This is a genomic window from Streptomyces sp. NPDC060194, assembly GCF_042728285.1.
GTDB lineage: Bacteria > Actinomycetota > Actinomycetes > Streptomycetales > Streptomycetaceae > Streptomyces.
Map to the genome: position 1 here is coordinate 1 of NZ_JBHWZH010000133.1, position 15,570 is coordinate 15,570.

Below are 15,570 nucleotides of genomic sequence, written 5' to 3' on the forward strand. Positions count from 1 at the left end.
GTTCCGATCGCCCGCAGATCAACACCGTCACGCCCGAGTTCCAGCGCGACCGCGCCTCCGGTGCCGTAACCGACGGCGACGATCCGGTCGGGATCGGACCGCACTTCGGTACGCAACACGTCGAGCGCCGCATGGCCGATGCCCCGCATCCGGTCGGGATCGACCAGCAGCGGCAGGCAGCGGGCCAGCACCTCTACGGGATCGCCCAGACAGCGCCCGCCGAGGAGGTCGAAGGCCAGCACGACACAACCCAGTCCGGCCAGAGCACCGGCCCACCGCCGCTCGACGCCGCTCGACGCCGCTGAGCCCCATCCCCTCCGGTCCGAGCAGCACCACCGGCCCGCGCCCCACACCGGCCAGGAACGCAACATACCCGACCATGGCCAAACCATCGGCCCGATACCCGACCGCACGCACCGTCGACCACGTCAAACCTCAGACGCTAATGGTCGTCGAACCCGCTTCGCCCGATGTTCCGCCACCGGCGGAACACCGCGCCGATCAAGGACCCAGGCCATCGACACCACGCGGACCGCAGGGAGAACGTCGACCGGGAAGCGCCGGGACGAGGGCCCGGAGACGATCACGCGTTCCGCTTGCATCGCGGCCCCAGCATCGGGGCAGAACCCCAAGACCCCGGCCGGCCGGCCTCAGGGCACCGGCCGACATGCGTGAGCAGCTCGGGGATCCGGGCCATCTACGAGCGGTGGGAATCGCAGGCCACCGTCGAGGCATTCACGGGCAGTGATGTCGACGGCGAGCAGAGCGCGACACGCGCAGTGAACCGGTACGTCATGACGCGGTTCTACCCGCGCCTCCAGCCCAGGCAGGACGCACGGGCGGGGCATCCACATTCCGCCGCCAGACGATAGCGCCCACGACACGAACTCCGGGATCCCAATGGGACAGATCGTGAACCTCTGGCTGGGGAATCACGTGAGCGTCCACACCGCTGTCTCCTGTGTTCAACATCCAGGGTCACGGCCGCCACTTCGTCGGTGCTTCAATTTCTCCGTAAGCGGGCCCGCGATCGAGCGGTGAGGTTGGAGCGGGCACCGGTGAACTTCCGAAGCCGCATGGGTGCGGGGAGATTGACCGGAGCCGTTGTTGGGATGCTCTGGTCCCGGATCTGCCCGCCGGATAGTGTGATCGGCGGTCAAGGTTGATCGCAGTCACGTTCCGGCGCCAGGGAGGGAGCCCGTGGCTCGTTGGTGGCAAAAGAAGTCCGCGCCGGAGAAGGGTGGGCCGGTAACGGGCGAGCAGTATTTCTCGGCCGAGGCGCACGGGACGCTGCCTGCGCACATCGACGGACCTGACGGGCGGCGGCAGGTGACGCTGGCCGTGCATGATGACGGCGTGGTGCTGAGCGACGGCAATACGCACCGCCCCTACCGATGGTCGGATGTCGCCCACCTGTGGCATGCGAACGACATGGACGGCGAAGCGGCCAACGGCTTGATGATCACGAAGTGGCTGCACGAGCTGCTGCTGGAGTTCACCGACGGCACGGTCGTGGGCTCACTGCTGGCAGACCCGCCCGTCGTGACACCGGAGGCTGCCTTCCGCAACGGCCAGCTGTCGTCCTCGCCACCCTCCGTCATCGCGCCGCTGATGCAGCGCGTCAATGCTCCGGTGACCGAACTGCATCTCACCAGGGCGAAGGCGAGACTCGCGGCCGGCGGACAAGTACATTTCGGCCCGCTGACCGCCACGCCCGACGGGCTGCACCATCACGGAAAGAAGATTCCCTGGCACACCATCACCTCATGCCGCTACAGCGTCGTCATCTTCTCCGAGGACGAGGAGGAACTGGGGGCGATGCTCCGCATGGAGTACGAGGTCGACGGCGGCGCACACGGGTTACCTTTCGACTGGCTGCGAATACCGGCACTCGACGTACCGGATCTGGACGTCCTGGTGCGGCTCACCGAAGAAAACCGCACCTGACCAGCGTCGGACCCGCCACGGTCGGCTTCACTACGCCACGGGACATCACCGCGCGCACGTCCTGACGGCGACAGAACCAGTCATGCACCCCATACGTCCGTCGCTACCGATGACTTCGCTTCGCACAGGGCCCCGGTGCAGTTCAGGGGTCCTTCTGATCTTTCGAGCGCTTCCCAGGCCAACGAATCGGCGCGCTACGGCGGATGGGACATGCCCACCCCACTCCGGTGCTCGCTCAGTCGCTGATGTTGCGGTCGGAGACGAGGACGTCATCGACAACTCCCGGGCTCGGGCATCTCCTCATGCGACCGCCACTTGGCGGGGGGGCGCCCCCGCGAACGGGCCGAAACTTCCGCGGGAGCCCGGCCTCGGCGCCGCGAGCGGGGCTGCTCGGCCCCGGAACGTCGGAGGCGACGAGGCCCGAGCGGCGGCCCTTTTGGCGCCGGACACGGGGCGGGGCCCGACATTCGGGGGTGGGGTGGCCTCCGAGCTGTTGATCGACGAACTGCAACAGCACGACAACACCACTCGGAGGCCCTGGTTGCGAATTGTGCCGGATGGGGCGGGGTGGGATGGCCGGGTGGGATGGGGGGATGCGTGCACCACTCGGTCGGGGGATGTGGGGTGTCGGGTGGGGGCGGAAGGGTGGGCGATGTTCGTACTGGACGTCGCGCGTGCGGCGGTCTGGAGGGGGTGGAGCGAGAGGGCATTTAGGTTAGGCTAACCTTTGCGTTGTGAGATCTGGTGAAGAGGCGGGCGGCGCGTCCGTGGGGCGTGGGCATCGGTTGTCGGCTGCGGATGTGACCGTGGCGTACGACGGGGTCGATGTCGTGCACGGTGCGGCGATCACTCTGCGGCCGGGCGAGGTGACGGTGCTCGTCGGGCCGAACGGGAGCGGGAAGTCGACGCTGCTGCGGACCCTGGCGCGGTTGCAGCGGCCGCGCTCGGCGACGCTGACGATCGATGCGGAGACCGACGGACTGGCGCTGTCCTTGCGGGAGTTCGCGCGGCGGGTGGCCCTGTTGACGCAGGGGCGGCCGACGCCCAGTGGTCTGACGGTGCGGGACGTGGTCGAGTTCGGCCGTTACCCGTACCGAGGGCGCTGGGGGCGGGCGGATCCCGGGGGCCGGGTGGCGGTGGACCGTGCGCTGCGGCTGACCGGGGTCGAGGAGTTGCAGGATCGGGGGGCGGAGCATCTCTCCGGAGGGCAGTTGCAGCGTGTGTGGCTGGCCAGCTGTCTCGCTCAGGAGACCGGGGTGCTGCTGCTCGACGAGCCGACGACCTATCTCGACCTGCGGTACCAGGTCGAGCTGCTGGATCTCGTACGTGAGTTGGCGGACGAGCACCGCATCGCGCTCGGGGTCGTGCTGCACGATCTCGACCAGGCCGCGGCGGTCGCGGACCGGATCGTGCTGCTCGAGGAGGGGCGGGTCGTCGCGGACGGTGTGCCCGACGAGGTGCTGACGCCCGAGCGCCTCACCGCCGTGTACAGCATCCGCATCGAAGTCGAACCAGATCCGCTGACCGGTCGTCTGCGCACTCGCGCGATAGGCCGTCACCACACCAGAAGCGAAAGGCTCAGCACCACCTCATGAGACGACTCCTGATCGCCGCGGCCGCCTCGACCGCCGCCGCCGTCGTTCTGTCCGCCTGCGGGACCACCGAGCCCGCGAAGCCCTCCGTCGAAGAGGGGAAGGGGAAGCCGAAGTCCGAGGCGATCACCCTGACCGATGCCACGGGGACGGAGGTGAAGCTCGACGGTCCCGCGAAGAAGGTGGTGGGCACCGAGTGGAACGTCGTCGAGAACCTGGTGACGCTCGGTGTCGACCCGGTGGGTGTGGCCGACGTGAAGGGCTATGCGGCCTGGGACGACGTCGTGCCGCTGAAGAACGAGCCGACGGACATCGGTACGCGTGGCGAGCCCAGCATGGACACCGTCGCGTCGCTGACGCCGGATCTGATCGTCGCGACCAGTGACCTGCCGGCGGCGGCGGTGAAGCAGCTGCGGAAGGTCGCTCCGGTGCTGACGCTCACCTCCGCGGACGGTACCGACCAGATCGGGCAGATGACGGAGAACCTGGATCTCATCGCGAAGGCGACGGGGACCACGGACCGGGCCGAGGCGCTGAAGAAGGACTTCGACGCCACGCTGGCCGATGCCGAGAAGCAGCTCGACGAAGCGGGTCTGGCGGGCCGGGAGTTCGCGTTCGCGGACGGGTACGTCGTCTCCAAGCAGGTCTCGATCCGCCCGTACACGAGCACGTCGCTCATCGGTGCGGTCAACGAGCGGATCGGGCTGAAGAACGCCTGGACGATGGAGGGTGACAAGGCGTACGGGCTTGCCACGACGGATGTCGAGGGGCTGTCGAAGCTCGGTGACGTGGAGTTCGCCTACATCGGCAACGAGAACGACGCGGCCAGCAACCCGTTCGGCAAGGAGCTCGAGGACAACGCGGTGTGGAAGGGCCTGCCGTTCGTGAAGCAGGGCAACGTGCACCGGCTGCCCGACGGTGTGTGGATGTTCGGCGGGCCGGACTCGATGAGCGCTTACGTCGACTCCGTCGTCGCCGCGCTGACGAAGTAGCACCATGGCCGTCACCGCAACGAGTGCCGCATCACGTCCGGCGAAGGGAGTCACGTCACGGACCGGGGCGGCCGCGGTGACGGCCGTGCTCGTGCTCCTGGTCGCGGTTCTCGCCGCCGTCGACATCACCCAGGGCACGGCCTCCGTCGGCCCGTCGGAGGTGTGGAAGGCGCTGTCCGGGCGCGCCGAGGAGGGTGACGCGTCGGTCCTCGTCGCGTCGCGGATGCCGCGGATGGTCGCCGGGCTGCTCGTGGGGGTCGCCCTGGGGATGGCGGGGGCCCTGTTGCAGCGGGTCAGCCGGAACGTGTTGGCCTCGCCCGACACGCTGGCGGTGAACGCGGGGTCGTACCTGGCGTTGGCGGTGGCGGCCGTCACGGGGGTGTCGCTGCCGTTCGCGGCCTCCTCCGGGGTGGCGTTCGTCGGCGGTGTCGCCACGGCGGCCGTCGTGCTCGGGTTGTCGGGGCTGGGTGCGGGGACGGTGCGGCTCGTGCTGGCGGGGACCGCGCTGGCGCTGGGGCTCGGGGCGGTGACCGACGGGTTGCTGTTGCTGTTCCCGCAGGAGACGCAGGGGCTGTACCAGTGGAACCAGGGCAGCATCGGGCAGAACGGGTTCGACGGTGTGGTGCAGCTGCTGCCGCTCGTCGTGGTGGCGCTGGCCGGGTTGCTCGTCGTGGCCGCGCGGGTCGACGCGTTGGGGCTCGGTGACGACGCGGCGACCGGTCTGGGCGTCGACGTCCGCACCACGCGGATCGTCTCGGTGGTGCTGGCGGCGATGCTGTCGGCGGCCGCGGTGACGCTGGCCGGGCCGGTGGGGTTCGTCGGGCTGTGTGCGCCGGCGCTCGTGCGGCCGCTGGCGAGGCGGTGCCGGCCGTTGCTGCGGGCCCGGGTCGGGGTGCCGTTCGCGGGTCTGGCGGGGGCGGCGCTGGTGCTGGGTGCGGACGTGCTGCTGCGGGCGGTGGTGCCGGCGGACCGGGCGGTCGAGGTGCCCACGGGGGTGGTGACGAGTCTCATCGGTGCGGTGTTCCTGGTGTCGATGGCGGTGCGGGTGCGGGACACCGGGCAGGCGGCCGCTCCGGACCGGCTGCGGATCCGCAGCCGGGCGGTGTTCGCCACCGTCCTCGGTGTGCTGGCGGCCGTCCTGGTCGGGGTGGTGGTCGCCGGGGTGCTGCTCGGGGACAGCAAGCTGCTGCTCGGGGATGTCGCGAACTGGGCGCAGGGGCGCGCGGGACAGGGTGTTTCGTTCGTCCTGGACACCCGCGTGCCGAGAGTGGTGGCGGCGCTCCTGGCGGGTGCGGCGCTGGCTCTGGCGGGCACGCTGGTGCAGGCGGTGACCCGTAATCCGCTGGCCGAGCCGGGGGTGATGGGTGTCTCCGGCGGGGCCGCACTCGGTGCGGTCGTGCTGGTGACGACGGTGCCGGTCGTGGGGTCCTGGAGCATCGCGGGGGCGGCCTTCGCGGGGGCAGCGGTGGCTGCGGTCGTCGTGTTCGGGCTGTCGGCGCGGGGCGGGTTCGAGCAGAACCGGCTCGTGCTCGTCGGGATCGGGTTCGCCACGGCGGCGACGGCGGTGATCAGCCTGTTGATCGTGCTGACCGACCCGTTCAACGCGACCAAGGCGATGACGTGGCTGTCGGGTTCGACCTACGGGCGGACGCTGCAGGACGCGATGCCGTTGCTCGCGGCACTGCTGCTGAGCGTCGGGGTGGCGCTGGTGCGGCGCAGGGACCTGGATCTGGTTTCGCTCGACGATCACACCCCACGCCTGCTGGGTCTGGATCTGACGCGGGCCCGGCTGGTGTTCCTGGTGCTGGCCGTACTGCTCAGCGGGAGCGCGGTCGCCGCGGCGGGATTGATCAGCTTCGTCGGTCTGGTGGCGCCGCACGCGGCCCGCGCTCTGGTGGGGCGCCGGCATGTGCGGGTGGTGCCGGTGGCGATGCTGCTGGGGGCGGTGCTGGTGGGGACGGCGGATGTCGTGGGCCGGACGGTGATCGCGCCGGCGCAGTTGGGTGCGGGGTTGATGACGGCGGTGATCGGTACGCCGTACTTCCTGTATCTGCTGGTGCGGAGCCGGCGGTAGGTCCGGCGGCGGCAGCCTCCGGTGATCGGAATGGCCTCGCTCGAACCGGTGTTGACGCCGGTCGGAGCGAGGCGGGCGGTCCGCACCCGCCGTGGACGAGGGAGGGGCGTTCGTGCCGGAGATGTCCGAGCCGTTGCGCAGTCTGGGGTTTCTGACGATCGGGTTGTTCGACGGGCGCGATCCGGGACCGGGGCACGAGTCCACGCTGCGGTTGATCGAGTTGGGTGAGCAGCTGGGGTTCGACAGTGCGTGGGTGCGTCACCGGCATCTGCAGTACGGGATCTCCTCGCCGGTGGCGGTGCTCGCGGCGGCGTCGCAGCGGACGCGCCGGATCCGGCTGGGGACGGCGGTGATCCCGCTGGGGTGGGAGAACCCGCTGCGGTTGGCGGAGGACCTGGCGACGGTGGACGTGCTGTCGGGGGGCCGGTTGGAGCCGGGGGTGAGTGTGGGTCCGCCGACGCACTTCGAGCAGGTGCGCGGGGCCCTGTACCCGGACACCGCCGAGGCCGAGGACTTCGGGTACGAGCGGGTGCGCCGGCTGCTGGACTTCGTGCGGGGCGTGCCCGCGACGGACTTCGGCGGCACGGAGGGGATCGAGGTGTTCTCCGAGCGGGTCCAGCCGCACTCCCCCGGGTTGGCGTCGCGCCTGTGGTACGGCGGGGCGAGCCTGCGGTCGGCACAGTGGGCGGGGGCCAACGGGATGAACTTCCTGACCAGCAGTGTGGTGAAAGCGGAGCGGTCGGAGGACTTCGGGGCGATCCAGCTGTCGCACGTGCGGGCCTTCCGTGACCGTCATCCCGACGGCGTCCGGGCGCGGGTGTCGCAGGGACTGGTGGTGGTCCCCACCGATTCGGCGTCGCGGGAGCAGCGGGCGCGGTACGAGGAGTACGCGCGGGGCAGGTCGGCGCGGACCGGGCGGCCGCAGGGGCAGGCGCGGTTGATGTTCGCGCCCGACCTGGTGGGGCCGTCCGCGCACATCGCGGAGCGGTTGTACGCGGACGCGGCGTTCCGGGAGGTGGACGAGGTGGCGTTCGCGCTGCCGTTCACGTTCGAGTACGACGACTACGTGCAGATCCTGACCGACATCGCGACGCTCCTGGGGCCGGCGCTGGGGTGGCGGCCGGGCGGGTCCGTCGTCCCATCCTGACAAGGGTCAGAGGCCCACGATGAGCTGGATGCAGACGATCTTCACGAGGATGGCGAGGGCGAAGAGGGTGGAGTAGCCGGCGTTGACGCGGCTGTCGGTGGCGCGGCCGTTGGCGTAGGCGAGGATCGCGGGGTTGCCGACGTAGCCGGCGAGCAGGCCCATGGTGCGTTCCCGGCTCTGGCCGAGGAGTCGGGCGACCAGGACCATCAGGGCGTAGCTGACGACGGCTCCCACGGCGAGGACGCACAGCAGTTTCAGGCCGAGGGCGGAGAACGCGTTCTGCCGGAAGGAGTAGCCGGAGGTCAGGCCGACGACGGCGAGGAAGAGCAGCAGGCCGATCTGCCGCAGGGTGAGGTTGGCCCGGGTGGGGAGCGTCCAGACCAGGGGTCCTGTGCGGCGGCGCCAGCCGAGGATCATGCCCATCACCAGCGGCCCGGCGCCGGTGCCGAGGGCGAGGGTGGTGCTGCCGAGGGTGAGGGAGGGGATGCCGATGAGGAAGCCGAGGGCGAGGCCGAGGCCGAGGCTGACGGCGCTGACCTCGCTGACCTTGGTCTCGGTGTCGCCGAGGTAGGCGCTGACGGCACCCGCCTGCTCCCGCGGCATGACGACCCTGAGCCGGTCGTCGAGCTGCAGGACGAGGTCGTCGTGGGCGAGCATGTCGAAGTCGCCGCGCCGGACCCGGCTGACGATGGCCCCGTAGCGCTCCTCGAGGCCGAGTTCGGCGACGCTGTGGCCGGCGAGGGCGGGATCGGTGAGCAGGATGCGGCGGTAGTCGACGGCGTGGCGGTCGTCGAGGAGGTCGCGGGCGGCGGGGACGCCGAGGTAGGCGGTGGCGGCCTGGAGGTCGTCCTTGCCGCCGACCAGCACGACCTGGTCGCCGGGGGCGAGCCGGTCGAGGGTGCGGGCGACGCGGGTCTCGGCGCCGGCGGGGCGGTGTTCGCTGGCGAGGACGCGTCGGGCGGTGACGCCGGGCACGTCGCTCCAGTGGGCGTCGCGGGTGACCTGGACCGTGTGGGTGACGAGTTTGGACGGGAGGCCGGAGTCGGGGTCGCGGCGGGCCTGCCAGGTGCGGCGGGCGGCGATCGCCGCGACGAACACGATGGTGATGACGACGGCCATCGGGTAGCCGATGGCGTACCCGACGGCCGGCTGGGCGGGGTCGTCGGAGGCGGCCTGGGCGGCGGCGAGGCCGGGGGTGGTGGTGCCGATGCCGGCGTAGCCGCCCGCGAGGTAGGGGCCGCTGATCCCGAAGCCCGCGTGGCCGACGACGCCGACGACGACGGCGGTCAGGGCGAGGGCGACGACCGCGCCGGCCATGACGGCGAGCTGGCCGCGCAGTTCACGGAAGAACGCAGGCCCGGACTCCAGGCCGACGGTGTAGACGTACAGGGCGAGGCCGAGGGCGGAGACGCCCGCGGGGACGGCGGGGCCGATGTCGGGGTCCAGTGCGCCGACGAGGAGGCCGACGAACAGCACGCCTGCCGCGCCGAGCTTGACCGGGCCGAACCTGACCATGCCGAGGAGTGCACCCACCGTGATCACGGCGAAGACGGTCACCCACGGGTTGTCTGCGAAGAACTGCCACACGGCCGGGCCCTTCCCCTGGTACGAAGCGCGTGCGCCTGTCCGGGCCCATGATCTTCCAGGTCGGGGAGGGCCGCCATTCGGGCCGCGGCGGGCCGGCGGCGATCAGCTCGCGGCGTAGGCGCCGCGCACGACGCTCTTGCCGGAGTGGTCCGGCTTGCCGTTGTAGGGCTGGTCGGAGACGTCGACGACCGAGTACTCGTCGAGGTCGACGTTGTCGGGCACGGGGAGGACCGCGTGGCCGTCGGGGCCGAGGACGCCCATGGAGATGAGCTTCTTGTGGTCGCGGTCCATGAGCCAGACCTCGAAGTAGCCGGAGGTCTTGGGCAGTCCGTCGACGGTGATGTCGAGTTTGCGCTGTCCGTCGGAGTCGCCGAGCCGGGCGGTGCCGAGGGCGGCGGGGACGAGGGGTTCGAGCTGCTGCGTGGGGCCGGCGACGGAGGAGGAGTCGTCGCGGTCGGCGAGCCGCCAGGTGAGGCCGCCGCCGATGGCGGCGCCGATGAGGGCGGCGCAGGCGGCGAGGGCGAGGGAGAGCCGCAGCGAGCGCCGGGAGGCGCGGGGGGCGCGGCCGGGGGCGGGCGGTTGCGGGGTGGGGTCGGTGGTGGGGGGCGGGGTGGATGAGTCGGGCCGCGGGCCGGGCTGCGGGGCCGTGGCGGCCGAGGGGCCGGGGTCAGCCGACGGGGTGGGGTCAGCCGACGGGGTGGGGTCAGCCGACGGGGTGGGGTCAGCCGACGGGGTGGGGTCGGCCGAAGGGCCGGGGTTGTCGTCGCGGCCGGAGGTCCGGTCCGGGGTGGGGTCGTCCTCGCGGCCGGTGGTCCGGTCAGGGGTGGGGTCTCCGGAGTCCTGCGGGTGGGTGGGGTCGGACAGGTCGAGTTCGGCGGCGATGCCGGCCCAGACGCTGGGCGGCGGCTGCAGGGGCAGGTCGGCGAGGGTGGCGGAGCGGGCCGCGCCGACGGCGCGCCGGAAGGCGAGCAGCTCGGCCGTGCACTCCGGGCAGCTCTCCACGTGGCGCTGGTCGGCGATCGGCGGTGCCTCGCCCAGGGCCATCAGGGCCAGGTACTCCTGATCAGTGTGCTGCACCGTCCACCTCCAGCCTGCGCCTGAGCTTCATGAGCCCGCGCCTCGTGTGCGTCTTGACCGTTCCCAGCGGCAGTCCGGTCCGCTCCGCGATCTGGGTCTGGGTGAGGTCTTCGAAGAAGGCCAGGCGCAGGACCTGTTGTTGCGGTTGCGGCAGTCCGGAGAGTTCGTCGAGGACCAGGAAGCGGTCGACGACGCCCTCTGCGGGTGATTCGTAGCCGATGTCCCCGTCGGTTTGGGCGGACATCACGGCTTCCACGTCCCGGCGGCGCCGTGAGCGCTGGGTGAGGGCGTCGGCGATCTTCCTGCGGGTGATGCCCATCAGCCAGGCCGGGAAGGAGCCGCGCTCGGGCGCGTACCCGGTGCGTCCGCGCCAGGCGCCGACGAAGACCTGCTGGGTGACGTCCTTGGCCTCGTCGGCGTCGCCGAGGGTGCGGTTCGCCACGGTGTAGATGAGTACACCCCAGCGCAGGTAGGCCTCATTGAGGCACGATTCGTCGCCCGTGGCGAATCCCTTGGCGACCTCTTCATCCGTGAGCGGCGGCACGGTGGACAGACTAGCCCGCAGGACCAGGGGCCCGCCCCACAGCATCGTCATCTCGCCTCCGGGACGGCCGTGACGACGAGGTTCTCCTGGTAGCCGCCCTTCTCCTTCAGGTAGGGGCCCGTGCAGGTGATCAGGGTGAGGACCGGGGAGCCGTCGCGGCGGAAGGGTCGGAGGTCGTCCAGGCTCTGCTTGGCGACGGTGCGGCGGGTGGTGATCCGGTAGTCGCGGGTGCTGCCGTCCACGGCCCGGACCTGGACCCGGTCGCCCTCGCGGACCTCGCGGAGCTTCGCGAGGACGCCGAGGCCCTGGGTCTGCGAGTCGACGTGGCCGACGATCACCGCGGAGCCGGCCTTCGCACCGGGTGCGGGGCCGAAGCGGTACCAGCCGACCTCGCGCGCGTCCTTCGGGACCTCTGCCTCGCCGTCCTTCGCCACTCCCACGGGCACGACCGGAGCCTCCACCCCGACGCGCGGGAGCGTGAGCCGCCGTGGGGCGGGGGCCGGGGATTCCGGTGCGGACGCGGGGGTGTCCGGGGCGGTGGTCGCCGGCCCCCCGGTGGGCGCGGTACGGCCCGGAGCGGAGTCGGCGGGGGCCGCGCCGAAGTCGGCCGGCGCCGACCCGTCCCCGGAGGCGAGGGCGTACGCGCTGACGCCGCCGAGGACCGCCAGTGCCACCGCCAGGCAGAGCCAGAGGAGGCCGCGCCTCGGCGGACGCCGGCGGGGAGGGGGTGGGGGCATCGGCGGCGTGCCTTTCGGGTGGAGGGTCCGGGCCCCTGGGGCGGGGCCGCGTCATGGACGCGGCTCCACCCCAGGGGCCTTCGAGGAGGAGGTCGGTCTACTTCTTCACCGCGTTCAGGCGCAGACCGGCGGCGACGACGGCGATCGCCGCGAGTCCGCCGGCGCCGTAGGCCCAGCCGGGCAGGCCGGCGCTGTTGGTGGCCGCCTCACCGGTCTCGCCGGCCGGGACGCCGCCCGGCGCGGAATGCAGGTCCTTGATGGTCTGCGTCTTGAGGGCGAGGTTGTCGTCCTCGGCGCTGCCCCACGCGTAGACGACGGTGTTGGTGCCCTCGGCGAGGTCGAGGTCGGCGGGGCCGATGGCGACGGTGTCGGTGCCGGCGAGGGTCACGTCGGCCTCGACGGTGCCCGCGGGCACCTCGCCCTTGTCCTCCTTGGGGTTCTCGAGCCCCTCGAAGACGGGCTCGCCGCCCGCGCGGACGTCGACGGCCGGGGCCGCGGCGACGTGGCGGACGGTGAGCCGGGCCTCGCCGGCCGGGACCTTGGAGACGTCGTTGACGAACGCGTTCAGCGCGGGCTTGCCGCTCGCGTCCAGGTGGGCGACGAGGGTGGCGTTGGCGCCCGCGGGGACGTCGACCTTCTTCTCGATGGCGGGGGTCCCGTCGGGGCCCTCGCCGTCCGCGAACACCTGGATGTCGTAGCTGCCGCCGGGGAGCTCGAGCGGGTCGGTGAGGGTGCCCGGCTCGAAGTTCGGCAGGAGCTCCTCGCCGTTGGCGTAGACGTCGACCGTGAGGCCCGGCACGCCGTGGAACACCGAGACGGTGGCCTCGTCGTCGCCTGGGGCGGCGAACGAGGGTCCTGCCGTGGACAGGCTCAGCGCGGCGATCGCTCCGAGGGTGAGGGCGGCGGCGGTGGGACGGGAGTTCATGGCCTGTTCCCTTCGACATGACCCCTGTCGGGGGTCTGTGAGGAGGCTTTCCGCGAGGGAGGGGCGCACGGTTTCATCTCGGCGCGCTTTTGTTCGCGGGGGGCGCGGTGACGGGGCGGGACGCGTCCGGCGGGCTCGGTCGGTCGCGGTTGCTGCCGGGACTACGGCAGGTCCGGGTCGAGGAGGCCGTCGTGGAGCAGTACGGCGGTGGGCAGGGTGCTGTGGCCGGTGGTCAGGGGTGCCGGGCCGCCGAGGGCCGGGGCGAGGCCGAGGGTCGCGGCGTCCGCCCGGGAGGCGCTGGCGGCGAGCATCGTCTCGGCCAGGGCCGCGGTGATGGCCGAGGACTGGCCGGAGCAGGTGCCCTGGGCGACGGTGACCTCCTTGCGCATGGGGGCGACGGCCGTCGTGGCGCTCTGGGGGACCGCGTCGGCGGCGTCCGCCTTCACGGTCACGGAGATGACGCATTCCGCGCTGCTGGTGGTGTCGGCCGCGGCGGACGGGGCGGACCACAGCAGTGCGGCGGCCGCCAGGGTGAGGGAACCGGTGATGCGGGCGGTAGGGGTGCGGGACATGTCGGCTCCTCGAGCAGGTGCGATCATCACTATGCGTCCACAAATGGTGACTTTGGGTGATTCGAGTATGGAATGAGCCGTTTCGGCTCGCCAACCGTGGGCGCACCACGTCACAGGGACGGCATCCCGGTGGGGATGCCGTCCCTGTGACGTGCGGGGTGTGCGGGTCAGCGCTGCGGGCCGCCGCGCTCGGGGCCCTGGCCCTTGCCGCGGGTGGGGTCGACGCCGCGCGTGGTGTCCTTGCCGCGGGTCTTCTCCGTGCCGTCCGCGAACTCGATCTGCTCCTTGCGGACCTCGGCGGAGACCTCCTGCTGCTCGGTGACCTTGCTGGTCTCCAGGCGCACTCGCTCGACGGGGACGCTCTCCTTGCGGACGGTGGCCCGCTCGGCGTGCAGGGTGACCTCGACGTCCTGTTCACCGATCTCGGCCTGGCCGACCGACTTCTCGCCCGGCTGGAGCGGCTCGCGCACCAGACGGACCTCCTCGTGGGAGACCGGCACGGTCTTGGTGACGTTCTCCGTCACGACGTACTTGTGGACGCGGGCCTTGCCGCTCTCGAACTCCTCGGTGCCGACGTGGAGCTGCTCCTCGGAGCGCACCAGCTCGTCCTTGCGGTTCGGGTCCGCGGCGCTCCGGCCGCTCATCGCGGCGGCGCCGGCGCCCGCACCGGCCAGCGGCCGGTCGGTGGCGGCGGTGTCGCGGTGCTTGCCGTGGCCGGCGGTGGGGTCGGCGGCGGGCATCGGGCGGGCGTTGCCCGGGGTGCCGGCGGCGCCGGTTCCGGCTGCGGCCGCGGCGGCCGTGCCGGTCGCGGTGCGGCCGTCGGCGCCGGTGGTTCCCGCGTTGCCGGCGGTGCCCTGGCCGAGCGTGCCGGCCGAGCGGTCCGTCATGCCGTAATGGCGGTAGAGCTCCTCCTCCTCGGCGACCGAGAGGTGGGCGTCCGCGTCGACCTTGGGGGCGTCCTTGACGCTGTCCTTGGTGTGCGTGACGTGCAGGTCCGTGCCCACGCGCCGGGCCCCGGCGAGCGGTACGAAGCTCTCCTTCATCCCGAACAGCCCGGTCTTGACGGTGATCCAGTCCGGCTTGCCGGTGGCGTCGTCGACGTAGACCCGGCCGACGCTGCCGACCTTCTCCCCGTCGCTGTCGTAGACCGTCAGGCCGTCGAGCTGTTCGGAATCCATGAAACCGTCAGCGGCTCCCATGTCAGATTCCTCCTCGTCCGGGCGCGCCCTGTGGATGGGTCCAGCAGGTGGAGCTCGCCCGCTGTCCATCCGGCCGCACGGCGCGAGCGGCCGCAATCCGCGATCTCGGGGGTGCGCGCGGCCTTCGAGGGCCGTTTCTCGGCGTGGTGCGGCCGTTTCGGGCCCTCTGGGACGGCGGCGGGATGTAGGCCGTTCGGGTGACGCCCGGTCGTCGCGTGCGGCGTGCGACACGCCGTCACGGGGCGAGTCGGGCCCGGACGGCGCGGCGGTCGACAAAGCCGAGGCGAGGCCGACGACGGTCGGGGCCACCGCCGCACGGTGCCGTAGGGGTTGCGGGGCGCGCGGGGCGGGGTGGAACGCGTCGACCGGCCGCCCGGGTGAGGGGGCGGCCGGTCGATGGCGGCGGGGTGTCAGCGGCGGTCGTCGGTGGCGTCGATGTCCGGGAGGGGGTCGTCGTCGATGACGTGGACGGCGGCCTCCTCGGCGCTGGCCGCGCCGCCGTCGATGCCCTCGTCGCGGGCGATCATCTCCTTGACGGTGTCGCCGTGGGTGCCCTCGTCGGGGGCGGTGAGGCGGCCCGCGCGTTCCCCGCCGACCTCGTCGTCGAGGGGTTCGCCCTCGCCGGCGGGGAGGTCGCCGACCCCGTCGCCGTCGGGGGCGGTCGCGTCGGGGACCTCCTGGGCGAGGCGGGTGTCGAGGCTCTCGCCCTCGTGCTGCTCGGCGGCGGTGGTGCCGTACTTGGTGACGCCCAGCGGCTTCTCGGGCGGGGAGTAGCCCTCGTCGAGCATCTCGTCGTAGTCGCGTTCGTCGACGGCGTTCTGGAGGTCGATCGGCCCGTCCGCCTGCTGGTCGTCCGGATCGCCCGGCTGGTACACCTCGTCGCCCATGTCCTGGCTGCTCACGGGAACCTCCTGGAGTCGCTTTCACCGGCTGCCGTGGGCAGCGGCCCGTTCAGTCACAGGTCTGTCCCCCGACGCGCGGGTCATGCCTGATCGGCGACGAGCCGTTCTCCGTCGCCGTGCCCGCGATCCGCCCGGGGGACCTCGCAAGAATGATGGGACGCGGCAGGGGCTGGCGCGACCTCATCGGCCCGTGGAACCGGGCCCCGGGCAGGACGGCCGACGAGGCTCTGGAGCTGCTGGACGCGGCGACGGCACGGGCCCGCCACGCCGGCGAA

The 15,570-nt window shown here is 72.2% G+C and carries 13 protein-coding genes and 1 pseudogene; 5 read left to right on the top strand and 9 right to left on the bottom strand.

The window, feature by feature from the left end; all coding sequences use genetic code 11:
• Positions 1-432, bottom strand: a pseudogene (locus ACFWEG_RS23485) (dienelactone hydrolase family protein); the annotation flags it as partial.
• A gap of 768 nt (positions 433-1,200) precedes the next feature.
• On the opposite strand from ACFWEG_RS23485, the gene ACFWEG_RS23490 reads away from it, so the two are divergent.
• From ACFWEG_RS23490 to ACFWEG_RS23510, 5 genes are all read left to right on the top strand, one after another.
• Positions 1,201-1,947 (top strand): hypothetical protein, encoded by a 747-nt coding sequence (locus ACFWEG_RS23490; protein WP_387218480.1) that lies wholly within the window; start codon positions 1,201-1,203, stop codon positions 1,945-1,947.
• A 734-nt stretch (positions 1,948-2,681) separates the two neighbouring features.
• Positions 2,682-3,542: an ABC transporter ATP-binding protein gene (locus ACFWEG_RS23495; RefSeq protein WP_387218482.1), complete on the top strand. Its 861-nt coding sequence runs from the start codon at positions 2,682-2,684 to the stop codon at positions 3,540-3,542.
• A complete protein-coding gene (locus ACFWEG_RS23500; RefSeq protein WP_387218485.1) occupies positions 3,539-4,531 on the top strand; it encodes an ABC transporter substrate-binding protein in 993 nt (330 codons plus the stop codon). Before ACFWEG_RS23495 ends, ACFWEG_RS23500 begins: the two co-directional genes overlap by 4 nt.
• Before the next feature lie 4 nt (positions 4,532-4,535).
• Positions 4,536-6,605 carry an iron ABC transporter permease gene (locus tag ACFWEG_RS23505; protein ID WP_387218487.1) on the top strand — a complete coding sequence of 690 codons (2,070 nt, stop codon included), beginning with the start codon at positions 4,536-4,538 and terminating at the stop codon, positions 6,603-6,605.
• Between the two features lie 121 nt (positions 6,606-6,726).
• Complete coding sequence (locus tag ACFWEG_RS23510) at positions 6,727-7,752, top strand: LLM class flavin-dependent oxidoreductase (RefSeq protein ID WP_387218504.1); 1,026 nt, start codon at positions 6,727-6,729, stop codon at positions 7,750-7,752.
• A gap of 6 nt (positions 7,753-7,758) precedes the next feature.
• On the opposite strand, the gene ACFWEG_RS23515 is transcribed toward ACFWEG_RS23510, so the two are convergent.
• The 8 genes from ACFWEG_RS23515 to ACFWEG_RS23550 form a co-directional block, all read right to left on the bottom strand.
• On the bottom strand, positions 7,759-9,309 hold the full coding sequence (locus ACFWEG_RS23515) for an aspartate:alanine exchanger family transporter (protein WP_387218490.1): 1,551 nt from the start codon (positions 9,307-9,309) through the stop codon (positions 7,759-7,761).
• 132 nt (positions 9,310-9,441) lie between these two features.
• The gene (locus ACFWEG_RS23520; RefSeq protein ID WP_387218492.1) at positions 9,442-10,416 is read right to left on the bottom strand and encodes an anti-sigma factor domain-containing protein; all 975 of its coding nucleotides are present in this window, start codon (positions 10,414-10,416) and stop codon (positions 9,442-9,444) included.
• On the bottom strand, positions 10,403-11,011 hold the full coding sequence (locus ACFWEG_RS23525; protein ID WP_387218494.1) for an RNA polymerase sigma factor: 609 nt from the start codon (positions 11,009-11,011) through the stop codon (positions 10,403-10,405). The genes ACFWEG_RS23520 and ACFWEG_RS23525 overlap by 14 nt, the downstream gene beginning before the upstream one ends.
• A complete protein-coding gene (locus ACFWEG_RS23530) occupies positions 11,008-11,697 on the bottom strand; it encodes a sortase domain-bontaining protein (RefSeq protein WP_387218496.1) in 690 nt (229 codons plus the stop codon). The genes ACFWEG_RS23525 and ACFWEG_RS23530 overlap by 4 nt, the downstream gene beginning before the upstream one ends.
• A 97-nt stretch (positions 11,698-11,794) precedes the next feature.
• Complete coding sequence (locus ACFWEG_RS23535) at positions 11,795-12,622, bottom strand: DUF4397 domain-containing protein (RefSeq protein WP_387218498.1); 828 nt, start codon at positions 12,620-12,622, stop codon at positions 11,795-11,797.
• A gap of 161 nt (positions 12,623-12,783) precedes the next feature.
• On the bottom strand, positions 12,784-13,194 hold the full coding sequence (locus ACFWEG_RS23540; RefSeq protein ID WP_387218500.1) for a hypothetical protein: 411 nt from the start codon (positions 13,192-13,194) through the stop codon (positions 12,784-12,786).
• A 167-nt stretch (positions 13,195-13,361) separates the two neighbouring features.
• Positions 13,362-14,393 (bottom strand): PRC and DUF2382 domain-containing protein, encoded by a 1,032-nt coding sequence (locus ACFWEG_RS23545; protein WP_387218502.1) that lies wholly within the window; start codon positions 14,391-14,393, stop codon positions 13,362-13,364.
• Between the two features lie 410 nt (positions 14,394-14,803).
• On the bottom strand, positions 14,804-15,280 hold the full coding sequence (locus ACFWEG_RS23550; RefSeq protein ID WP_387218506.1) for a DUF5709 domain-containing protein: 477 nt from the start codon (positions 15,278-15,280) through the stop codon (positions 14,804-14,806).
• Between the last annotated feature and the right edge of the window lie 290 nt (positions 15,281-15,570).

Excerpts from the sequence above, each read along its gene's own strand:
- ACFWEG_RS23510 (WP_387218504.1), top strand. The coding sequence starts at position 6,727 with ATGTCCGAGCCGTTGCGCAGTCTGGGGTTTCTGACGATCGGGTTGTTC.
- ACFWEG_RS23525 (WP_387218494.1), bottom strand. The coding sequence starts at position 11,011 with ATGACGATGCTGTGGGGCGGGCCCCTGGTCCTGCGGGCTAGTCTGTCC.
- ACFWEG_RS23530 (WP_387218496.1), bottom strand. The coding sequence starts at position 11,697 with ATGCCCCCACCCCCTCCCCGCCGGCGTCCGCCGAGGCGCGGCCTCCTC.
- ACFWEG_RS23550 (WP_387218506.1), bottom strand. The coding sequence starts at position 15,280 with ATGGGCGACGAGGTGTACCAGCCGGGCGATCCGGACGACCAGCAGGCG.
- ACFWEG_RS23500 (WP_387218485.1), top strand. The coding sequence starts at position 3,539 with ATGAGACGACTCCTGATCGCCGCGGCCGCCTCGACCGCCGCCGCCGTC.
- ACFWEG_RS23545 (WP_387218502.1), bottom strand. The coding sequence starts at position 14,393 with ATGGGAGCCGCTGACGGTTTCATGGATTCCGAACAGCTCGACGGCCTG.
- ACFWEG_RS23540 (WP_387218500.1), bottom strand. The coding sequence starts at position 13,194 with ATGTCCCGCACCCCTACCGCCCGCATCACCGGTTCCCTCACCCTGGCG.
- ACFWEG_RS23535 (WP_387218498.1), bottom strand. The coding sequence starts at position 12,622 with ATGAACTCCCGTCCCACCGCCGCCGCCCTCACCCTCGGAGCGATCGCC.
- ACFWEG_RS23505 (WP_387218487.1), top strand. The coding sequence starts at position 4,536 with ATGGCCGTCACCGCAACGAGTGCCGCATCACGTCCGGCGAAGGGAGTC.